We start from the raw sequence: 19,607 nt of genomic DNA, 5'->3' as shown, positions 1-19,607 counted from the left end.
AGCCTGCTGGAACTGATCAGCGGCCTGTTGCTGCTGATCATCGGCGCCGAAATTCTGGTACGCGCCGCGGTGCGCCTGGCCGCCAGCCTCAAGGTGCGGCCATTGATCATCGGTCTGACGATCGTCGCCTTCGGCAGCAGCGCACCGCAGATGACGGTCAGCCTGCAAGCCACCTTGGCCGGCAATACCGACATTGCCGTGGGCAGTGTGATTGGCAGCAGCATCTTCAACATCCTGGTGACCCTGGGCCTTTCTGCGCTGATCATCCCGCTGCGGGTTTCGCGACAACTGGTACGCCTGGATATTCCGGTGATGATCCTCGCCGGGCTGCTGGTATTTACCCTGGCCGCCAACGAGGAACTTACGCCGGTCGATGGCGCGCTGCTGCTGGTGGCGCTGATCGCCTACCTCGGTGTGCTGCACTACCAGACCCGCCACTCACGGCGGCCGCGTACCCTCGACACCGTGGCCCAGGCACCATGGCTGAGCAGCGCGCTGCTGATGTTGGGCGGTTTGCTGGTGCTGGTGCTGGCCGGGCACTTGTTGCTCGGTGCGGCGGTGGATGTGGCGAGCGACCTGGGCCTGTCGGAACGCATCATCGGCCTGACGCTGATCGGCGTCGGCACTTCGCTGCCGTGCATGGCCACCTCCCTGATCGCCGCCCTGCGTGGGCAGCGGGAAATCGCCGTGGGCAACGTGATCGGCAGCAATCTGTTCAATCTGCTGGGTGTGCTGGGCCTGACAGCGGTGCTGGCGCCGTCGCCGCTGTCGGTCTCGCCCAACGCACTGGTTTTCGATTTGCCGGTGATGCTCGGCGTAGTGGTGCTGTGCCTGCCGGTGTTCTATACCGGCTACCGCGTGACCCGTGCCGAAGGTTTGGTGCTGCTGGGCTTGTACCTGGCGTATGGGCTGCATGTGATGTCGTTCACCACCGGCATGCCCCTGGCCAACAAACTTGAACACTTGATGGTGTATTACATCCTGCCAGTGCTGGTGGCGTTTCTGTTGTTCAGCACGCTGCGAGCCTGGCGCCGCCAACACAAGAGGGAATCGTCATGACCGAGCAGAAAACACCTGGAGTTGAGATGCGGCGCCAGGTGATGGGCGACGCGTTTGTCGACCGCGCACTGGGCAACGCCACGGACTTCACCCAGCCGCTGCAAGACTTCGTTAACGAGCACGCCTGGGGCGCCGTGTGGAACCGCGACGGTTTGCCCCTCAAGACCCGCAGCCTGATCACCCTCGCCGCCCTGACCGCGCTCAAGTGCCCGCAAGAACTCAAAGGCCACGTACGTGGCGCGTTGAACAATGGCTGTAGCGTAGAAGAGATCCGCGAGGCCCTGCTGCACTGCGCGGTGTACGCCGGGGTGCCGGCCGCCATCGATGCGTTTCGAGCGGCGCAGGAAGTGATCGACAGCTACCAGAAAGACGCCTAGATCCAGCCCCCGGCCTGCAACACGAAAATACCGATATTCGTGGTCACCGCCGCCATCAGCGTGGTGATCACGATAATCGCCGCCGCCAGTTCATGATTGCCCTCGGCCGCCCGGGCCATCACAAAGCTGGCAGCTGCGGTCGGCGCTCCGAAGTACAAGAACAGAATCCCCAGTTCCGCCCCACGAAAGCCCAGCAGCCACGCGCCGAGCGTGGCGAGCAGCGGCAGCCAGATCATTTTCATCAGGCTCGCGCTTAACGCCATGCTGCCACTCTTGCGCAGCGCCGCCAGGGACAAGGTGCCGCCGATGCAGATCAAGGCCAGTGGCAAGGTGGTGTCTGCCAGGTACTGTGCGGACTTTTCCAACCAGCCCGGTAAACCGATCTTGAAGTAAGCGAACGGCGCGGCTGTGATCACGCTGATGATCAGCGGGTTGGCGACCACGCTTTTGAAGATGCTCCACGGGTCGGACTTGATCACCGGGCTATACACCGCCAGCACGATGGTCGACAGCGTGTTGTAGAACAGGATCACCAACGCCGCGAGGATCGCGCCGAGGGAGATGCCGTAGTCGCCATACATGCTCGCCGCCAGTGCCAGGCCGATCACGCCGTTATTACCGCGAAACGCGCCTTGGGCGTAGATGCCGCGATCTTCCTTGGGGCAACGAAAGATCGCCCACCCCCAAGCCAGGGCAAAGCTCACCAGCGTGGCGACGCAAAAGTAGATCAGCAGGCCCGGCTTGAGCGCCGAGTGCAGGTCGGCATGCAGGATGCCCAGGAACAACAGCGCCGGCATGGTGACGTTGAACACCAGGGACGATGCAGTGTGGATAAAGTTGTCGTTGATCCAGTTGATGCGCTTGAGCAGCACTCCCAGAAACAGCATGGCAAACACCGGCGCGGTGATCGTAAGGGTGGTGAGGAAGATAGCCAGCATGCCGGAGAGAACCTTGGTGAGCGTCGTTAGGTGGCTAATGATAAGCCATACAGCTCAGGGGTGCCTGTTAGACCGCTATCGGGGGCAAGCCCCCTCCCACAGTTTGAATTGTGAATACCTTCAAGTGTGGGAGGGGGCTTGCCCCCGATGCAGACGCCTCGGTCTCAGGTAATCGGCGCCGGGTTGAACAACGTGATGTCGTTGTGCAGCTTGTGATGCTCGGCCCACGTTTTCTTCTTGCCGCTGGCCACGTCCAGGTAAAAGTGAAACAACTCCCAGCCCAGCTCCTCAATGCTTGCGCGCCCGGTGGCGATACGGCCGGCGTCAATGTCGATGAGGTCCGGCCAGCGTTGCGCCAGCTCCGTACGCGTCGAGACCTTAACCACCGGCGCCATCGCCAGCCCATAGGGCGTACCACGACCGGTGGTGAACACATGCAGGTTCATCCCCGCCGCCAGTTGCAACGTGCCGCACACGAAGTCGCTGGCTGGAGTGGCGCAGAAGATCAGGCCCTTGCCCTTGAAGCGCTCGCCAGGGCCGAGCACGCCGTTGATTGCGCTGCTGCCGGACTTGACGATGGAACCCAACGACTTCTCGACAATGTTCGACAACCCGCCTTTCTTGTTGCCCGGCGTGGTGTTGGCACTGCGATCTGCCTCGCCTTTGGCCAGGTAACGGTCGTACCAATCCATTTCTCTGACCAACTCTTCGGCCACTTCTTTCGTCTGTGCGCGAGAGGTCAACAGGTAGATGGCATCACGCACTTCGGTGACTTCGGAAAACATCACCGTCGCGCCGGCCCGCAGCAACAAGTCCGAGGCGTAGCCCAGGGCCGGGTTGGCGGTGATACCGGAAAACGCATCACTGCCGCCGCACTGCATGCCCAGGATCAGCTCGGACGCCGGCACGGTTTCCCGGCGGCGCTGGTCGAGCTTCTTCAAGCGCACTTCGGCCAGTTCCATGATCTGCTCGATCATCTCGGTGAAACCGTGGCTGGAGTCCTGCAGCCGATACAGCCACGGCTCGCTCAAGTCGACGGAACTGTCGTTGTCGTGCATCACCTGGCCGGCCTGCAATTTCTCACAGCCCAGGCTGATCACCAGGGCTTCGCCCCCCAGGTTCGGGTTGCGCGCCAGGTTGCGCACGGTACGGATCGGGATGTAGGCATCCGTCGCGGTGATCGCCACCCCACAGCCGTAGCTGTGAGTCAGCGCCACCACGTCATCGACATTGGGGTACTTGGGCAGCAACTCATCCTTGATGCGCTTGACCGCGTGGTCCAGCACGCCGGTCACGCACTGCACCGTGGTGGTGATGCCCAGGATATTGCGCGTGCCGACGGTGCCGTCGGCATTGCGGTAGCCCTCGAACGTATAGCCCTCCAGCGGCGCCTGGCCCTCGGGCACTTCGGTAGACAGCGGCAGGCTATCCAGCGGTGGCGCGGTGGGCATGCGCAGTTGATCTTCCTGGACCCAACTGCCACGCGGAATCGGCGCCAAGGCATACCCGATGGTCTGGCCGTAGCGAATAATCTGACCGCCCTCGGGAATATCTTCCAGGGTCACTTTGTGGCTCTGGGGGATGAAGTCCACGGTCACCAGGCCGTCCGGGAACTCGGTCCCGGCCGGCACGCCCTGGTCGTTGACCACGATCACTACGTTGTCGCGCTCGTGCAAACGAATCGAGCGCGGCGAGTCGGCATGTTCAATCAACTGCATTACACGAACCTCAGGAATGCGCTTGGGTAAGGTGGGTTACTTCAGGCCCCTGGGCGGGCGGCTCTTTGAGCACCACGCGCTTGATCGGACCGACGATCACCAGGTAGCTGAACACCGCCACCAGCGCGTTGGCGCCGACAAACACCAGGGCCCATTTGAAAGAACCGGTGGTGCTGATGATGTAGCCGATGACAATCGGTGTGGTGATCGACGCCAGGTTACCGAAAGTGTTGAACAAGCCACCACTGAGGCCGGCGATTTGTTTCGGCGAAGTGTCGGACACCACCGCCCAGCCCAGTGCGCCAACGCCCTTGCCGAAGAAGGCCAAGGCCATGAAGCCCACCACCATCCACTCCACATCCACGTAGTTGCACGCAATGATGCTGCTGGACACCAGCAGGCCGGCGATGATCGGCGCCTTACGGGCGAAGGTCAGCGAGTGGCCTTTGCGCAGCAGGTAATCGGAAATCACCCCGCCGAGCACGCCGCCGATAAAGCCGCAGATCGCCGGCAACGAGGCGATGAAACCGGCCTTGAGGATGGTCATGCCACGGTCCTGCACCAGATATACCGGGAACCAGGTCAGGAAGAAGTAGGTGATGCCGTTGATGCAGTACTGGCCCAGATACACCCCGAGCATCATGCGGTTGGTGAGCAACTGGCGGATGTAATCCCACTTCGGCCCGTCGGTTTTCTTACCCTTGGCCTTGTCCTGATCCATATCGACCATCGCGCCATTGGCGGCGATGTGATTGAGCTCGGCCTCGTTGATCATCGGGTGCTGGCGGGGGCTGTGGATCACTTTCAGCCAGATCAGCGAGAACACGATGCCGATCACGCCCATCACGATAAACACGTGCTGCCAGCCGAAGCGGTAGACGATCCAACCCATCAGGGGCGCGAACAGCACCGTGGCGAAGTACTGCGCCGAGTTAAATATCGCCGAGGCGGTGCCCCGTTCAGCGGTCGGGAACCAGGCCGCGACTATGCGTGCGTTACCCGGGAAGGAAGGCGCCTCGGCCAGGCCCACCAGGAAGCGCAGCATAAACAGCGCGACCACGGCGGTGGAAACACCGAACTCACCCACATAGCCTTGCAGCACGGTGAACAGGGACCAGGTGAAGATGCTCAGGGCATAGACTTTTTTCGAGCCGAACCGGTCCAGCAGCCAGCCACCGGGAATTTGCCCGGCCACATAGGCCCAACCGAATGCGGAGAAGATGTAACCGAGAGTGACCGCGTCGATGCCGAGGTCTTTTTGCAGGCTGGAGCCCGCGATGGCGATGGTGGCCCGGTCGGCGTAGTTGATCGTGGTCACCACAAAGAGCATGAGCAGGATCAAATAGCGGACGTGGGTCGGCTTGGTCGCTTGCATGTAGAAGTACTCCCACTAATTATTTTTTTTGCGGGTAATGGTTTTCTGTTTTGGTCGTGGGGCCGGCAGGCGTCCGGCCCCACGGGGTATTGCGTCTTACGAACCGATGTAGCTGGTTTTCACCACGGTGTAGAACTCTTGCGCATAGCGACCCTGCTCACGCGAACCATAGGATGAGCCCTTACGCCCACCGAACGGAACGTGATAATCCACGCCGGCGGTCGGCAGGTTGACCATCACCATTCCGGCCTGGGAGTGGCGCTTGAAGTGATTGGCGTACTTCAGCGACGTGGTGGCGATACCGGCCGACAAGCCGAACTCGGTGTCGTTGGCCATGGCCAGGGCTGCCTCGTAGTCCGCCACGCGCACCACGTTGGCCACCGGCCCGAAGATTTCTTCACGGCTGATGCGCATGGCCGCTTCGCTGTCGGCGAACAAAGTAGGCGCGAGGAAGTAACCCTCGGTGTCGCACGTCACCAGGCTGCCACCGCTGACCAACCGCGCGCCTTCGCTTTGGCCGATGTCGATGTATTTCATGTCCTGATCCAGTTGGGCCTGGGACACGACGGGGCCGATATCGGTGCCGCTCTTGAGGGCATGGCCAACCTTGATCGACTTCATGCGCTCGGCCATGGCCGCGACAAACTGGTCGTGGATACCGGCGGTCACGATCAAACGGCTGGACGCTGTGCAACGTTGCCCGGTGGAGTAGAACGCGCTCTGTACCGCCAGCTCGACCGCTTGTTTGAGGTCGGCGTCGTCGAGAATGATCTGCGGGTTCTTGCCGCCCATTTCCAATTGCACTTTGGCCTGGCGCGACACACAACTGACGGCGATCTGACGGCCGACACCGACGGAACCAGTGAAGCTGATGCCGTCGACTTTCGGGCTGTTGACCAGCACATCACCGACCACACGGCCGCTGCCCATTACCAGGTTGAACACACCGTCCGGGAAACCGGCGCGGGAGATGATTTCCGCGAGGGCCCAGGCGCAACCCGGCACCAGCTCGGCGGGTTTGATTACCACGCAGTTGCCGTACGCCAGGGCCGGGGCGATTTTCCATGCGGGGATGGCAATCGGGAAGTTCCACGGGGTGATCAAGCCAACCACACCAAGGGCTTCGCGGGTAACTTCGACGTTGACGCCAGGACGCACCGACGGCACGTAGTCGCCGGACAAGCGCAGGCATTCGCCAGCAAAGAATTTGAAGATATTGCCGGCGCGGGTCACTTCACCGATGGCTTCGGGCAGGGTCTTGCCCTCTTCACGGGCCAGCAGGGTGCCGAGTTCTTCGCGGCGGGCGAGGATTTCGCTGCCGACTTTATCCAGCGCATCGTGACGGGCCTGAATGCCCGAGGTGGACCAGGCCGGGAACGCGGCGCGTGCGGCGTCGATGGCGGCGTTGACTTGAGCAACATCAGCCTTGGCGTATTCGCCGATGACATCGGACAACTCCGACGGGTTGATATTGGTGCAATAGTCCGCACCGGCCACCCACTGGCCATTGATGTAGTTTTCAAAACGTTTGGCTTGGGACACAAATCTTCTCCTGACGCAAAAGGCCGCTGATTGCTCAGCGGCCTTGTAAATGTCTTATTGCGGGCCTTGCTTATCGATCAGCGCGGCGAGGGCTTCGTACTCTTCCGGCAGCAGGTCGGTCAGCGGTGTGCGCACTGGGCCGGCGTCATAACCGGCGATTTTTGCGCCGGCCTTGACGATGCTCACGGCATAACCGGCCTTGCGGTTGCGGATGTCCAGGTAAGGCAGGAAGAAGTTGTCGATGATCTTGCTGACGGTGGCGTGATCATCCTTGGCAATCGCGTGGTAGAAGTCCATCGCGGTTTTCGGGATGAAGTTGAACACCGCCGAGGAGTACACCGGTACGCCCAAAGCCTTGTAGGCAGCGGCATAAACTTCCGCGGTGGGCAGGCCGCCCAGGTAGCTGAAACGATCACCGAGGCGACGGCGGATCGACACCATCAGTTCGATGTCACCCAGGCCGTCCTTGTAGCCGATCAGGTTCGGGCAGCGCTCAGCCAGACGCTCCAGCAGCGGCGCAGTCAGACGGCAGACGTTGCGGTTGTAGACCACCACGCCAATCTTGACCGATTTGCACACAGCCTCAACGTGGGCCGCAACCCCATCCTGGCTGGCTTCGGTGAGGTAGTGCGGCAGCAGCAACAGGCCCTTGGCCCCCAGACGCTCGGCTTCCTGAGCATATTCGATAGCCTGACGCGTCGAACCGCCGACACCGGCGAGGATCGGCACGCTGGTGGCGCAGGTATCAACAGCAGTCTTTACCACTTGAGAATATTCGCTGGCGGCCAGGGAGAAAAACTCACCGGTGCCGCCGGCGGCGAACAAGGCGGTGGCGCCGTACGGGGCCAGCCACTCCAGGCGCTTGATGTAACCCGCCTGGTGGAAATCACCCTGCGCGTTGAAATCGGTCACGGGGAAAGACAGCAGACCGTGGGAAAGGATGGACTTCAGTTCTTGTGGATTCATTATTCGAACACCCTGGGTAAAGACTTTCTGTCGAAAGGTTTGTTGTTGGTTTTGATAATGTCGTACGTCATCGTACAACTATAAAAGTATTCGTCAACTGCAATTCATCAACCTCCCAGCAAAGAGTGTTGAAACACGCATTCTTGACGTAAGAAATTTATGCTCTATGCTCGCCGTAGCTGTATATACATACAGCAATCAAGGAAGATTCCTACGACTTAGCAAGGAGCTAACATGTCAGGTCTTGAACTCGTATTACCCGAAAAAAACCCACCGACCCTACGCTTCGAAGGCGGCGAACATACGGCGATTGGCGACGATACGCTGCTGCGCTTCGCCAAAGACGCCGCGCCGATACCTGCGCGAGAAGTTGAGCTGCATCTGCCCAACGGGCTGGCACTGACTTACGGCCAAGTGATCGCCCTGGGCGGCGACTTCTATGGCATCCCTGGCCAACCGATCAGCGATGGCGCCTCCCCCGCCGAGCGTGTGCAACGCTTCACGGCCGCGTTCAATTCCCTGGCCGTGTTGCCGGCGTCACGGGAAGAAGCACGCAACATCCTTGCGGTGATGCAAAAGGAGATCAACGCGGTCAACCAGGCAATCAAGGCAGGCAAACAGCCTCATGAGGCGTACGACGCCTTGGGCGATAGCTTGTCCGAGGAGTGGAACCGCATCACCGGTGGCGGCAGCGCGGTGTCGGCGCTGATTCCGCTGGGACGTTACTTGAAACTGGCGGCGGACAACGCCGACCACTTCGGCGAGTGGGCGCTATCGGCCTACCTCGCCGGGCATACCGCAGCCCTGCAACAGGCAGTGGTAGCTCATCAGACTGGCACCGACCAGGCGCTGGAACTGGCCTATGCCATGAACAGTTTTGCCGATCATTTTTTGACCGATCTGTTTTCCGCCGGCCACCTGCGCGTGCCACGCAAGCAATTGGCCGCCGTGGTTACCCCCGGAGAACTCGGCTCGCTGATCAGCCGTTTCATGCACGACGAAGACAGTAAATTCGGGCTCAAGGTGCGCAATGCCATGGGTGACGAATGGCATGCCTACGGGGATAAACGCTACTTCGACAGCACCGATGCGGCCAATCGGGCCCAAGTCAAACGCGCGGTGCAAGCCTCGGCGAACGAAATCTTCGACACTTTCCTCAGCGGCACCGCGCCCTCCCCGGCCACCTTCAAGGCGCCGCTGTACGTGCCGGACCTGAATGCCGCTCAAAACCCGGCAAACAACTTTTCGCCGTTGTTCAAGAGGGAGGGCGACAAGGTGCTGCGGCGCGAGGACGTAAATGACTTGAACGACAAGCAGTGGACGAATGATTGGTGGGGATGGAGTACGTACTTGTTGCTCAAGGACTACAAACCCAATACACCGGTCTGATCACAACCGTTGCCCCGTCGATGATCAAACCCTGAGACTCACCCGCGCTGCGCCTGCGCCTCTTCATGGGCATGGCGCAGCCGCTCGCGACTGTTGGTCAGGTGCAAACGCATGGCCGCTCGTGCCGCGTCCGAATCCTGGCGGGCAATCGCTTCGTAGATTTCTTCGTGCTCGCGGCTCAGGCGGTCCATGTAATGCTGTTGGTCATCATGGGCCAAGCGTGCGGAGTTCAGGCGGGTCCGAGGAATGATGCTGGTACCCAGGTGGGTCATGATGTCAGTGAAGTAACGGTTGCCGGTGGACAATGCGATTTCCAGATGGAACGCGAAGTCTGACGCAACCGCATCCCCCGCGTGCGCGGCGCTTTCGTTCAGCGCGTCGAGTGCCGCGCGCATGGCCGCCAATTGCTCATCGCTGCGACGCAACGCGGCGAGGCCGGCCGACTCCACTTCCAGGCTGATCCGCAGCTCCAGAATCGCCAACACATCGCGCAAGGTCACCACGGTGGCGGGGTCGATACGAAAGCCGCTGGGGCTTGGTGTATCCAGCACGAAAGTGCCGATGCCGTGCCGGGTCTCTACCTGGCCTGCGGCCTGCAAACGTGAGATAGCTTCACGCACCACCGTGCGACTGACCCCATGAGCTTCCATGATCGCCGACTCGGTGGGCAGCTTATCGCCACGTTTGAGCTGACCATCGCGGATTTGCTCAGATAACACCGTGACCAATTCCTGAGCAAGGCTGCGGCGCTTGCGGGGAAGACGAGGGGCGGTGTTGGCGTTTTCCATGTGGGGTCATCTTTGTCGGTGAACTGAAGGGGCATCATAGCCCATGACGGTTGTATGATCACCGCTCGCGCTGCACTTTCATCGGCTTTCGCGCGCGTAGTACATATCGCCGCCGTACCTACCCGTGTTCGGATAGACCCACCGGTTACTTCAGCCGCGGCAGTGAGTGCGAAACGTTCTTCTGCCCCTGTCAGATATGACAGCAGACAACCTCACCAGACCGTCGCAGAGTCAAGCCTGTTCCGACACCCAGGTGAGCGCTCATGAAACGCCTTACTTTGTTATGCGCAGCCATAAGCTGGCTGCTGACCTGCGTCGTTCTGGCTTCCCCGGGCGTACGCAACGGCGGGGGCGAGGACGTCATATTGCAGGGGTTCCACTGGAACTCCAGTCGCACGACCCCGCAAACGTGGTACGAAATACTGAAACAAATGGCCCCCACCATCGGGCGCGATGGCTTCACCAAAATCTGGTTGCCTCCCGCCTGGGTCGATAAATCCAGCTGGGTCGACGCGAACTCAGGGACTTCCGGCGGCGGGGAGGGTTACTTCTGGCACGACTTTGACAAAAACAGCAATTACGGCAGCGAACCCCAGCTCAAACAAGCGGTTGACGCCTTATCGAGCGCTGGCGTGCAAGCGGTGTACGACGTAGTGCCTAACCATATGAACGACAACCTCCCCGGCACCCAGGTGCGCTTTCTTCGGCGCCTCAAGCTGTGGCGCACTGACTGCATCTCCCCCACCCCTGCGTCAAGCTGCGACGAAGGCGACCCGTTTTATAGCGGCAAGGCCGACCTCAACACCAGCAGTCCGGAGGTTTCGTCACGCATGATGCAGGAGTTCAGGAACCTGCGGGATAACTACGGCGCCAAGGGCTTGCGCTTCGATTTTGTGCGCGGCTATGCGCCGGAGCGGGTCAACCTGTGGATGAAAGATTTTGGCGACCAAGCGTTCTGCGTTGGCGAACTGTGGAAAAGCCCTGGCGAGTTTCCCGCCAGCGACTGGCGCAATAAAGCCAGTTGGCAGGACATTCTCAAGGACTGGTCGGACAGATCGCGTTGCGCAGTCTTCGATTTCGCGCTCAAGGAGCGCCTGCAAAATGGCAGCCTCGCCGAATGGCGGCACGGCCTCAGTGGCAACCCGGACCCAGCCTGGCGGCAGATTGCGGTGACGTTCGTCGACAACCACGACACCGGCTATTCCCCGGGGCAATACGGCGGGCAGCACCACTGGCCTGTGCCCGAAGAGAAGCGCAACATCGCCTACGCTTACATTCTGCTGAGCCCCGGCATACCCACGGTGTATTGGCCCGACATGTACGACTGGGGCCGTGGCGATCTGATTCGCATGCTGATCAAACTGCGCAAGGACGCCGGCATTCGAGCCGACTCGCCCATCCGCTTTCAGAGCCACTATTCAGGATTGGTGGCTACGATCAATGGCAGTCGCCGGCGCTTATTGATCGCCCTGGACGCGGACCTCAGCATGATCCCGGAGGGTTTTACCCAGGCACTGTTCGCGGACGCAGAGCGTATTCGAGCCTGGCAAACTCGCTCGGCACCGGAAGACACCACGACGACACTACACTGCGACAATGCAAACCCTGGCAATGGGCAGGCAGTGTACGCCGTGGGTTCGCCGGTTGAACTGGGCGCCTGGGATCCGGCCCACGCCATCGCACTGAAGCCCACGGCGCCGCAGCGGTGGAGCGGCGCCGTGGTATGGCCGACCCAGCAAGCCATCAAATGGAAATGTGTGATCCGCAGCCTCAGCAACGCCAACCAAGCCTATTGGCAAAAGGACCCCGACAACTCGTTGACCACCGGTGCCGGCACCGAGGCCGTAGGCAGTTTTTGACAAAAAAATGCCCCGGCAAGACCGAGGCATTTTTCAACCGACGTGCGAACGACGCCGTTTTGTCACTTCACCACTTTCAGACTAGGACGACCGCTGGGACGCGGAGGCTCAGTGTCCGGTGGCGGCATATCGTCGCCCTCTTCGCTGTCGATCGTTTCGTCATCCTCGAAGGGCGACTCCAGATCAAACACCATGCCTTGCCCATTCTCACGGGCATAAATCCCGAGAATGGCGCCAATCGGCACATACAGCGTATGGGGCACACCGCCAAAACGCCCTTCGAAGCTCACCGCTTCGTTGTCCATGTGCAGATGACGCACGGCACTGGGCGAGATGTTCAGCACGATCTGTCCATCACTGGCAAACCCCTGCGGTACCTGAACCGCAGGAAATTCGGAATTGACCAGCATGTGCGGGGTGCAATCGTTGTCCACAATCCACTCATAGAGCGCGCGGACCAGGTAGGGTCGACTGGAGTTCATCAACGGCTCCTTAAGCCTTAGCGCATATCGCGTTCGACACCAGACAGACTCGCCTGGAAAGCCTCACGCGCAAACTGGCGCTCCATGTAATCAAGCAACGGCTTGGCAGGCCGAGGCAGTTCAATGCCCAGAATCGGCAAGCGCCAGAGTATGGGTAATAGGCAGCAATCCACCAAGCTTTGTTCCTCGCTGAGGAAAAAAGGTTTATCGGCGAACAACGGCGAAACGCCGGTCAGGCTTTCGCGCAATTCCTTACGCGCCTGCACCCGAGCGGGCTCTTTTGTACGCGAATCCAGAATCACATCCACCAACCCGCACCAGTCACGCTGGATCCGATGGATCAGCAGCCGGCTGTTGGCACGCGCCACCGGGTACACCGGCAGCAGAGGCGGATGAGGATAACGCTCATCCAAGTATTCCATCACCACGGTCGACTCCCACAACGCCAGGTCACGATCGACCAGGGTGGGCAAGCTGCCGTAAGGGTTCACTTCGATCAGCTTCGGCGGCTGACGGCCCGCCTCCACACTGATGATCTCGGCGCTGACACCCTTCTCTGCGAGCACAATACGTACTCGGTGGGAATAGTGGTCGGCGGGGTCGGAGTAACAGGCCAACCGATTGGTCACGCCCATGGCGGTCCTCCTCGCTTGTTGAAATTATCGAAAGCTCAAAAACGAGCGCGCCCAGAGAGCATCTCTGTAGTACCTGATGACCAGGTCGCTACGGTTCAGAGATGCCGCTGGGCGCGCAAGATTAACAGCAATTGCTTACGGTTGGATCAATGCACATCCTTCCAGTATTCGCGTTTGAGCAGATAGGCGAATACGAAGAAGAAGGCCAGGTACAGCAATACATAGGTACCGATACGCTGGTGTTGCAGTTTGACCGGGTTAGCCGAGTAGGCCAGGAAGGTCACCAGGTTCTTGACCTTCTCGTCGAACTGCTCTTCATTCAGTGCACCGGTCTTAGGCACGATGGTCAATTGATCGCAGGCCTCATGGGTCAGAGGCGTGCCGGTCAACGGATCATATTGCTTCTTACCGTTCTCAACGACCTGAACCTGCTTGCATCCTACCACTTGGCGCCCCTGCAGGCCGACCAGCACGTTAGGCATGCCGACGTTCGGGAACACTTTGTTGTTCACACCCCAGGGGCGTGTCGGATCTTCGTAGAACGACTTCAGATAGCTGTACAGCCAATCGGTGCCACGCACACGAGCGACCAGGGTCAGATCAGGCGGTGCAGCACCGAACCAGGCCTTGGCGTCCGCCGGCTGCATGCCGATGTTCATGTGGTCGCCGATCTTGGCGCCAGTGAACACCAACTTTTCCAGCATCATTTCATGAGGGATGCCCAGGTCATCGGCAACGCGCTCATAGCGTTGGAATTTGGCGCTGTGGCAACCCATGCAGTAGTTGGCGAACGTACGCGCACCGTCCTGCATGGCGGCTTTGTCGGATACGTCAATATCGACTTTTTCCAGTTCCGGCCCGCCATGTTCGGCAGCGAAGGACAGCAGCGGCAGTGCCGCAAGCATCAATGCAACGAATAATTTTTTCATCAGCCAGTCACCCTTTCCGGAACCGGTTTGGTCTTCTCTAGCCGGGTATAGAACGGCATCAGAATGAAGTAGGCGAAGTACAGGAAGGTGCAGACCTGCGACAGCAACGTCCGCCCCGGGGTTGGCGCCAGTACGCCCAATACGCCCAGGATCACGAAAGCAATGCAGAACACCCACAACCAGATCTTGCTCAGCCAGCCCTTGTAACGCATGGACTTGACCGGGCTTCGGTCGAGCCAGGGCAGTACGAACAACACCGCGATGGCCGCGCCCATGGCGATCACGCCCATAAGCTTGTCTGGGATGGCCCGCAAGATCGCGTAGAACGGCGTGAAGTACCAGACGGGAGCGATGTGCTCAGGTGTCTTGAAGGCATTGGCCTGTTCGAAGTTAGGCTTCTCCAGGAAATAGCCGCCCATCTCCGGGAAAAAGAACACGATCGAGCAGAACACGAACAAGAACACCACTACGCCGACAATGTCTTTGACGGTGTAGTACGGATGGAAGGGAATGCCATCCAGCGGGATACCGTTCTCGTCCTTGTGCTTCTTGATGTCCACGCCATCCGGGTTGTTCGAACCCACTTCGTGCAGAGCCAGGATGTGCAGCACCACCAGTCCCAGGATCACGATGGGCAACGCCACCACATGCAGGGCGAAGAAGCGGTTCAGAGTGATGCCGGAGATCAGGTAGTCACCCCGAATCCACTGGGTCAGGTCATTGCCGATCACGGGGATCGCGCCGAACAGCGAGATGATCACCTGGGCCCCCCAGTACGACATCTGGCCCCACGGCAGCAGGTAACCCATAAAGGCTTCGGCCATCAGCGCCAGGTAGATCAGCATGCCGAAGACCCACACCAGTTCACGCGGCTTCTGATAGGAACCGTAGAGCAGACCACGGAACATATGCAGATAGACCACGATAAAGAACGCCGAAGCGCCAGTGGAGTGCAACAACCGCAGGATCGAGCCGTACTCGACGTCACGCATGATGTATTCGACGGAGGCGAATGCCTCTTCCGCCGAAGGGTTGTAGCTCATGGTCAGCCACACGCCGGTGACAATCTGGTTGACCAGCACCAGCAGCGCCAGGGAGCCGAAGAAATAGAAGAAGTTGAAGTTTTTTGGAGCGTAGTACTTGCTGAGATGGTCTTCCCACATTTTGGTGGCGGGGAAGCGCGCATCCACCCAATCCATGAACTTGCTCATCACGCGTTCTCCTTATCGAGGCCAATGACAATAAGGTCGTCAGTTTCGTAGGTATGCGGTGGCACGGGCAGGTTCAGCGGAGCAGGTTGGGACTTGTAGACGCGGCCAGCGAGATCGTAGTGAGAACCGTGGCATGGGCAGAAATAACCGCCGACCCAATCCTGGCCCAGATCGGCAGGGGCCACTTCCGGGCGGAAGGTTGGCGAGCAACCCAAATGGGTACAGAGTCCGACCAGCAACAGAATCTCTGGTTTGATCGAACGCACTTCGTTCTTGGCGTAGGCGGGTTGGTCGGATTTCTCGGACTTCGGGTCAGACAACTGCCCCTCGATCTTTTTAAGATTTCCCAGGATTTCCTCGGTACGACGAACGATGAACACTGGCTGACCGCGCCATTCAGCAATCATCTGCTGGCCTGGCTCGATTTTGCTGACATTCACCTTCACCGGTGCACCTGCGGCTTTCGCCTTGGCACTGGGAAACCATGACCCCACGAACGGGACCGCAGCCCCCACCGCTCCTGCAGCACCCACCACGGATGTGGCTGCTACCAAGAAGCGACGCCGGCCTGCATTCACGCCGTCATTGCTCATTCAGTCCTCTCCCATCAGCTTTTTGGCCTGTTAAATCAGGCGTCTACTAAGTATTAAATCTGAACTTATAAAAATTTTGCCGAATGGTAATGAAAAGCCCCACCTCTGACAAGGGAATTACCCGGAGCTCCGGCTCCAGGCCTTGTAGTATAGGGGGTCTACGGATGTGGCAAGTTGTCACGCCAATTTTTATGCATAAATTGCAGGCAATAAAAAACGCCCAGCTCCGTGAGGAGGCTGGGCGTTCTTCTGGAACGTAAAGCGAATTAACGCTTCGAGTACTGCGGACGCTTACGCGCTTTACGCAGACCGACTTTCTTACGTTCAACTTCACGAGCATCGCGAGTCACGAAGCCAGCTTTGCGCAGAGCGCTACGCAGGGTTTCGTCGTAGCTCATCAGTGCGCGAGTGATACCGTGGCGGATTGCGCCAGCTTGACCACTTACACCGCCACCGATAACGGTGACGTAGATGTCGAACTTTTCAACGGTCTCGGTCAGTTCCAGCGGCTGACGAACTACCATGCGGGCAGTTTCGCGGCCGAAGAAGTTGTCCAGGGAGCGGTTGTTGATCGAGATGTTACCAGTGCCCGGACGCAGGAAAACGCGTGCGGTTGCGGTTTTGCGACGGCCAGTGCCGTAATTTTGAGTCGCCGACATAATGAACTATTCCGTTAAAACTTCAGTTCTTGGGGCTGCTGAGCAGCATGAGGGTGGACAGCGCCCGCATAGACTTTCAGCTTGCGAAACATATCGCGACCCAGTGGGCCCTTCGGCAGCATGCCTTTGACCGCGATTTCGATCGGGGCTTCAGGCTTCTTGGCAATCAGGCCTTCGAAGTTGGAAGACTTGATACCGCCTGGGAAACCGGAGTGACGGTAGTACATTTTGTCGCTTGCTTTGTTGCCGGTTACACGAACCTGCTCAGCGTTGATGATCACGATGTAGTCACCGGTATCGACGTGAGGGGTGTACTCAGGCTTGTGCTTGCCACGCAGACGGCTGGCGACTTCAGTGGCCAGACGACCCAGGGTCTGACCAGCGGCGTCGACGACAAACCAGTCGCGCTGAACTGTTTCCGGTTTTGCAGTAAAAGTTGTCATTCTTTAATAGCCTCAGGGGCCGCCCTGTAAATTAGACGGCGGATCTTACTGAATAGTGCGTACTTTGACAAGTCAAAGGCAGCCGGATACAGACGCTATCGGGGGCTCGGGTCGGCGCGTCCGTTCAACGGCAAGATTCTTCGGCAGGCGGCGCATCACTTCCACTGCAGAAAGAGGTGGGCAATTATGCAGATTGCGAAAAAAAATTCAACCTGCTTTTATGATTGTTTTCCCGAAGGAGTACCCGATGGATTATCGACAGCTGGGCCGTACGGATCTGAACGTGAGCGCGATAGCCTTGGGCACCATGACCTGGGGCGAGCAGAACAGCGAGGCAGAGGCCTTCGCGCAGATCGAACGAGCCAAGGCCGCGGGGATCAACTTTCTCGACACCGCTGAAATGTACCCGGTGCCGCCCAAGGCCGATACCTACGCCACCACCGAACGCTACATCGGCAATTACTTCAAAAGCCGCGGCGACCGTGCCGATTGGATTCTGGCCAGCAAGATCGCCGGCCCCGGCAACACCATCGACTACATTCGCGACGGCCATCTGCGCCACAACCGCAAGCACATCGTCCAAGCGCTGGATGCCAGCCTCAAGCGCCTGCAGACCGACTGGATCGACCTGTATCAATTGCACTGGCCGGAGCGCAGTACCAACTTCTTCGGCCAACTGAGTTACAAACACAAGGACGAAGACGACCTCACGCCGCTGGAGGAAACCCTCGAAGCGCTGGACGAACAGGTCAAGGCCGGCAAGATCCGCCACATCGGTCTGTCCAACGAAACCCCGTGGGGCACCATGAAATTCCTGGCCTTGGCCGGGGCCCGCGGCTGGACGCGCGCGGTATCGATCCAGAACCCGTACAACCTGCTCAACCGCAGCTTTGAAGTGGGCCTGGCGGAAGTCGCGATTCGCGAACAGTGCGGGCTACTGGCCTACTCGCCCCTGGCGTTCGGCATGCTCAGCGGCAAATACGAAAACGGTGCGCGTCCAGCCAAGGCGCGCCTGACCGAATACAGCCGCTTCAGCCGCTACTTCAACCCGCAGTCGGAGGCGGCGTGCAGCCGCTATGTGGCACTGGCGCGCGAACACGGCCTGGACCCGGCGCAGATGGCCTTGGCCTTCGTGACGCAACAGCCGTTCGTGACCAGCAACATTATTGGCGCAACGTCGCTGGCGCAACTGGACAGCAACATTGCCAGTGCTGATCTGAAGCTATCGAAGGAAGTACTGGAAGGGATTGAGGCGATTCAGAAGGATCATCCGAACCCGGCGCCCTGATTGGTCTGTAGACCGTTATCGGGGGCAAGCCCCCTCCCACATTCAAATGCATTCCAATGTGGGAGGGGGCTTGCCCCCGATGACGCATTCATGACCAGCAAAAATCAAAGCGACCGCGCAATGATCTCCTTCATGATCTCATTGGTCCCCGCATAGATCCGCTGCACCCGCGCATCCGCCCAGGCGCGGGCAATCGGGTATTCCCACATAAAGCCGTAGCCACCGTGCAGTTGCACGCACTCGTCGAGCACTTTGCATTGCAGGTCGGTGGCCCAGTACTTGGCCATTGCGGCGGTGGGCACGTCGAGTTTCCCTTCAAGGTGCAGCGCCATGCACTGATCGACAAACACCCGACCGACCTGAATTTCAGTGGCCATCTCCGCCAGCTTGAAACGGGTGTTCTGGAAATCGGCGATCGCCTTGCCGAACGCCTTACGCTCGCGGGTGTATTCCAGGGTCCACGCCAACGCCGCCTCGGCGGACGACAGCGCGCCGATCGCCACCGTCAAACGCTCCTGTGGTAACTCCTGCATCAGATAGGCAAAGCCCATCCCCGCCTGGCCCAAGATGTTCTCCTTGGGCACTCGCACATCCTGGAAGAACAGCTCGGAGGTGTCCTGCGCCTTCATGCCAACCTTCTCCAGACGCTTGCCCTTGGCAAAGCCCGGCGTATCGGCCTCCACCAGAAACAGGCTGGTACCCTTGGCGCCAGCCTTGGGATCGGTCTTGGCCACCACGATCACCAGGTCGGCGAGATAGCCGTTGGTGATAAAGGTCTTGGAGCCGTTGATCACATACTCATCGCCATCCAGCACGGCGGTAGTCTTGACCCCTTGCAGGTCGGAGCCTGCGCCGGGCTCGGTCATCGCGATGGCGGTGACCATCTCCCCAGAGATCAATTTCGGCAGGTATTTATGCTTCAGCGCCTCACTGCCGTAGTGCAGGATGTAAGGCGCAACAATGTCCGAATGCAGGGAGAAACCAATGCCGGTCAGCCCCAGCCGGCCGATCTCCTCGATCACCACGGCGCTGTAGAGAAAGTCAGCGTCCAAGCCGCCATAAGTGTCCGGCAAGTGGGAGCACAACATGCCGGCCTCCCCCGCCTTACGCCACAGGTCGCGATCGATATAGCCCTGCTTTTCCCACTGCGCATGGAACGGCACGGCTTCTTTTTCCAGAAAAGTGCGCACGCTCTCACGAAAGAGTTCGTGGTCGGGGCTGAACAAGGTTCTCGGGATCATGGCGCACCTGTTTGGATTGTCGGACAAGGACGAGCTCACAGAGCCTATGCCGCCAAAGCGTCACGGGACACTGGACACATGCGACAAAAAATAAGACGATCCAGCCGTCTGGTGA

General features: G+C 59.5%; 19 protein-coding genes. 5 read left to right on the top strand and 14 right to left on the bottom strand.

All coding sequences use genetic code 11. From position 1 onward, the window contains the following. The first annotated feature begins 12 nt into the window (after window positions 1-12). Both QRN41_RS00860 and QRN41_RS00855 read left to right on the top strand, forming a co-directional pair. Window positions 13-1,059, top strand: coding sequence for a calcium/sodium antiporter (locus QRN41_RS00860; RefSeq protein WP_167417326.1), 1,047 nt, complete (start codon window positions 13-15; stop codon window positions 1,057-1,059). Beyond that, window positions 1,056-1,436, top strand: a complete 381-nt coding sequence (locus tag QRN41_RS00855) for a carboxymuconolactone decarboxylase family protein (RefSeq protein ID WP_034095890.1) — start codon at window positions 1,056-1,058, stop codon at window positions 1,434-1,436. Before QRN41_RS00860 ends, QRN41_RS00855 begins: the two co-directional genes overlap by 4 nt. Here QRN41_RS00855 and QRN41_RS00850 read toward each other — a convergent pair. From QRN41_RS00850 to kdgD, 5 genes are all read right to left on the bottom strand, one after another. Beyond that, window positions 1,433-2,374 (bottom strand): AEC family transporter, encoded by a 942-nt coding sequence (locus tag QRN41_RS00850; RefSeq protein ID WP_034136974.1) that lies wholly within the window; start codon window positions 2,372-2,374, stop codon window positions 1,433-1,435. The genes QRN41_RS00855 and QRN41_RS00850 overlap by 4 nt on opposite strands. 164 nt (window positions 2,375-2,538) lie before the next feature. Next, window positions 2,539-4,092, bottom strand: a complete 1,554-nt coding sequence (gene garD, locus QRN41_RS00845) for a galactarate dehydratase (RefSeq protein ID WP_034095888.1) — start codon at window positions 4,090-4,092, stop codon at window positions 2,539-2,541. 10 nt (window positions 4,093-4,102) lie between these two features. After that, a complete protein-coding gene (locus tag QRN41_RS00840) occupies window positions 4,103-5,467 on the bottom strand; it encodes an MFS transporter (RefSeq protein WP_034136973.1) in 1,365 nt (454 codons plus the stop codon). Window positions 5,468-5,563: 96 nt separating this feature from the next. Then, window positions 5,564-7,009, bottom strand: coding sequence for an aldehyde dehydrogenase family protein (locus QRN41_RS00835; protein ID WP_034095886.1), 1,446 nt, complete (start codon window positions 7,007-7,009; stop codon window positions 5,564-5,566). A gap of 54 nt (window positions 7,010-7,063) precedes the next feature. Next, window positions 7,064-7,975: a 5-dehydro-4-deoxyglucarate dehydratase gene (gene kdgD / locus QRN41_RS00830; RefSeq protein ID WP_034095885.1), complete on the bottom strand. Its 912-nt coding sequence runs from the start codon at window positions 7,973-7,975 to the stop codon at window positions 7,064-7,066. Between the two features lie 234 nt (window positions 7,976-8,209). Here kdgD and QRN41_RS00825 point away from each other — a divergent pair, with 234 nt between their 5' ends. Then, window positions 8,210-9,364, top strand: coding sequence for a phospholipase (locus QRN41_RS00825; RefSeq protein ID WP_167417307.1), 1,155 nt, complete (start codon window positions 8,210-8,212; stop codon window positions 9,362-9,364). Between the two features lie 38 nt (window positions 9,365-9,402). Here the strand turns inward: QRN41_RS00825 and QRN41_RS00820 are convergent, their stop codons facing one another. After that, on the bottom strand, window positions 9,403-10,152 hold the full coding sequence (locus QRN41_RS00820) for a FadR/GntR family transcriptional regulator (protein WP_034095883.1): 750 nt from the start codon (window positions 10,150-10,152) through the stop codon (window positions 9,403-9,405). Window positions 10,153-10,415: 263 nt separating this feature from the next. Between QRN41_RS00820 and QRN41_RS00815 the strand changes: the two genes are divergently transcribed. Then, complete coding sequence (locus QRN41_RS00815; protein WP_167417308.1) at window positions 10,416-12,011, top strand: glucan 1,4-alpha-maltotetraohydrolase domain-containing protein; 1,596 nt, start codon at window positions 10,416-10,418, stop codon at window positions 12,009-12,011. A 62-nt stretch (window positions 12,012-12,073) separates the two neighbouring features. Here QRN41_RS00815 and QRN41_RS00810 read toward each other — a convergent pair whose 3' ends face one another. From QRN41_RS00810 to rplM, 7 genes are all read right to left on the bottom strand, one after another. After that, window positions 12,074-12,493: a ClpXP protease specificity-enhancing factor gene (locus QRN41_RS00810; RefSeq protein WP_034111756.1), complete on the bottom strand. Its 420-nt coding sequence runs from the start codon at window positions 12,491-12,493 to the stop codon at window positions 12,074-12,076. 17 nt (window positions 12,494-12,510) lie between these two features. Continuing rightward, on the bottom strand, window positions 12,511-13,128 hold the full coding sequence (locus QRN41_RS00805; RefSeq protein ID WP_034136968.1) for a glutathione S-transferase N-terminal domain-containing protein: 618 nt from the start codon (window positions 13,126-13,128) through the stop codon (window positions 12,511-12,513). Between the two features lie 146 nt (window positions 13,129-13,274). Beyond that, the gene (locus QRN41_RS00800; protein ID WP_034095879.1) at window positions 13,275-14,057 is read right to left on the bottom strand and encodes a cytochrome c1; all 783 of its coding nucleotides are present in this window, start codon (window positions 14,055-14,057) and stop codon (window positions 13,275-13,277) included. Then, window positions 14,057-15,268, bottom strand: a complete 1,212-nt coding sequence (locus QRN41_RS00795; RefSeq protein ID WP_034136967.1) for a cytochrome b — start codon at window positions 15,266-15,268, stop codon at window positions 14,057-14,059. The genes QRN41_RS00800 and QRN41_RS00795 overlap by 1 nt, the downstream gene beginning before the upstream one ends. After that, window positions 15,268-15,861, bottom strand: coding sequence for a ubiquinol-cytochrome c reductase iron-sulfur subunit (gene petA / locus QRN41_RS00790; RefSeq protein WP_034136966.1), 594 nt, complete (start codon window positions 15,859-15,861; stop codon window positions 15,268-15,270). The genes QRN41_RS00795 and petA overlap by 1 nt, the downstream gene beginning before the upstream one ends. A 266-nt stretch (window positions 15,862-16,127) precedes the next feature. Next, entirely contained in the window at window positions 16,128-16,520 is a 393-nt protein-coding gene (gene rpsI / locus QRN41_RS00785; RefSeq protein ID WP_016971570.1) for a 30S ribosomal protein S9, read from the bottom strand. 14 nt (window positions 16,521-16,534) lie between these two features. Then, window positions 16,535-16,963, bottom strand: coding sequence for a 50S ribosomal protein L13 (gene rplM, locus QRN41_RS00780; RefSeq protein ID WP_003188508.1), 429 nt, complete (start codon window positions 16,961-16,963; stop codon window positions 16,535-16,537). Between the two features lie 247 nt (window positions 16,964-17,210). On the opposite strand from rplM, the gene QRN41_RS00775 reads away from it, so the two are divergent. Next, window positions 17,211-18,251 carry an NADP(H)-dependent aldo-keto reductase gene (locus tag QRN41_RS00775; RefSeq protein WP_167417309.1) on the top strand — a complete coding sequence of 347 codons (1,041 nt, stop codon included), beginning with the start codon at window positions 17,211-17,213 and terminating at the stop codon, window positions 18,249-18,251. Window positions 18,252-18,355: 104 nt separating this feature from the next. Here the strand turns inward: QRN41_RS00775 and QRN41_RS00770 are convergent, their stop codons facing one another. Then, window positions 18,356-19,492: an acyl-CoA dehydrogenase family protein gene (locus tag QRN41_RS00770; RefSeq protein ID WP_094065285.1), complete on the bottom strand. Its 1,137-nt coding sequence runs from the start codon at window positions 19,490-19,492 to the stop codon at window positions 18,356-18,358. Window positions 19,493-19,607 lie beyond the last annotated feature (115 nt).

Source organism: Pseudomonas sp. efr-133-TYG-23 (assembly GCF_030209215.1).
Taxonomy (GTDB): Bacteria; Pseudomonadota; Gammaproteobacteria; order Pseudomonadales; family Pseudomonadaceae; genus Aquipseudomonas; species Aquipseudomonas rhodesiae.
This window is presented reverse-complemented; position numbering and strand designations above follow the sequence as displayed.

Coding starts and splice junctions, on each gene's coding strand:
- QRN41_RS00855 (WP_034095890.1), top strand. CDS start 1,056: ATGACCGAGCAGAAAACACCTGGAGTTGAGATGCGGCGCCAGGTGATG.
- QRN41_RS00850 (WP_034136974.1), bottom strand. CDS start 2,374: ATGCTGGCTATCTTCCTCACCACCCTTACGATCACCGCGCCGGTGTTT.
- garD (WP_034095888.1), bottom strand. CDS start 4,092: ATGCAGTTGATTGAACATGCCGACTCGCCGCGCTCGATTCGTTTGCAC.
- QRN41_RS00840 (WP_034136973.1), bottom strand. CDS start 5,467: ATGCAAGCGACCAAGCCGACCCACGTCCGCTATTTGATCCTGCTCATG.
- kdgD (WP_034095885.1), bottom strand. CDS start 7,975: ATGAATCCACAAGAACTGAAGTCCATCCTTTCCCACGGTCTGCTGTCT.
- QRN41_RS00825 (WP_167417307.1), top strand. CDS start 8,210: ATGTCAGGTCTTGAACTCGTATTACCCGAAAAAAACCCACCGACCCTA.
- QRN41_RS00820 (WP_034095883.1), bottom strand. CDS start 10,152: ATGGAAAACGCCAACACCGCCCCTCGTCTTCCCCGCAAGCGCCGCAGC.
- QRN41_RS00815 (WP_167417308.1), top strand. CDS start 10,416: ATGAAACGCCTTACTTTGTTATGCGCAGCCATAAGCTGGCTGCTGACC.
- QRN41_RS00810 (WP_034111756.1), bottom strand. CDS start 12,493: ATGAACTCCAGTCGACCCTACCTGGTCCGCGCGCTCTATGAGTGGATT.
- QRN41_RS00805 (WP_034136968.1), bottom strand. CDS start 13,128: ATGGGCGTGACCAATCGGTTGGCCTGTTACTCCGACCCCGCCGACCAC.
- QRN41_RS00800 (WP_034095879.1), bottom strand. CDS start 14,057: ATGAAAAAATTATTCGTTGCATTGATGCTTGCGGCACTGCCGCTGCTG.
- QRN41_RS00795 (WP_034136967.1), bottom strand. CDS start 15,268: ATGAGCAAGTTCATGGATTGGGTGGATGCGCGCTTCCCCGCCACCAAA.
- petA (WP_034136966.1), bottom strand. CDS start 15,861: ATGAGCAATGACGGCGTGAATGCAGGCCGGCGTCGCTTCTTGGTAGCA.
- rpsI (WP_016971570.1), bottom strand. CDS start 16,520: ATGTCGGCGACTCAAAATTACGGCACTGGCCGTCGCAAAACCGCAACC.
- rplM (WP_003188508.1), bottom strand. CDS start 16,963: ATGACAACTTTTACTGCAAAACCGGAAACAGTTCAGCGCGACTGGTTT.
- QRN41_RS00775 (WP_167417309.1), top strand. CDS start 17,211: ATGGATTATCGACAGCTGGGCCGTACGGATCTGAACGTGAGCGCGATA.
- QRN41_RS00770 (WP_094065285.1), bottom strand. CDS start 19,492: ATGATCCCGAGAACCTTGTTCAGCCCCGACCACGAACTCTTTCGTGAG.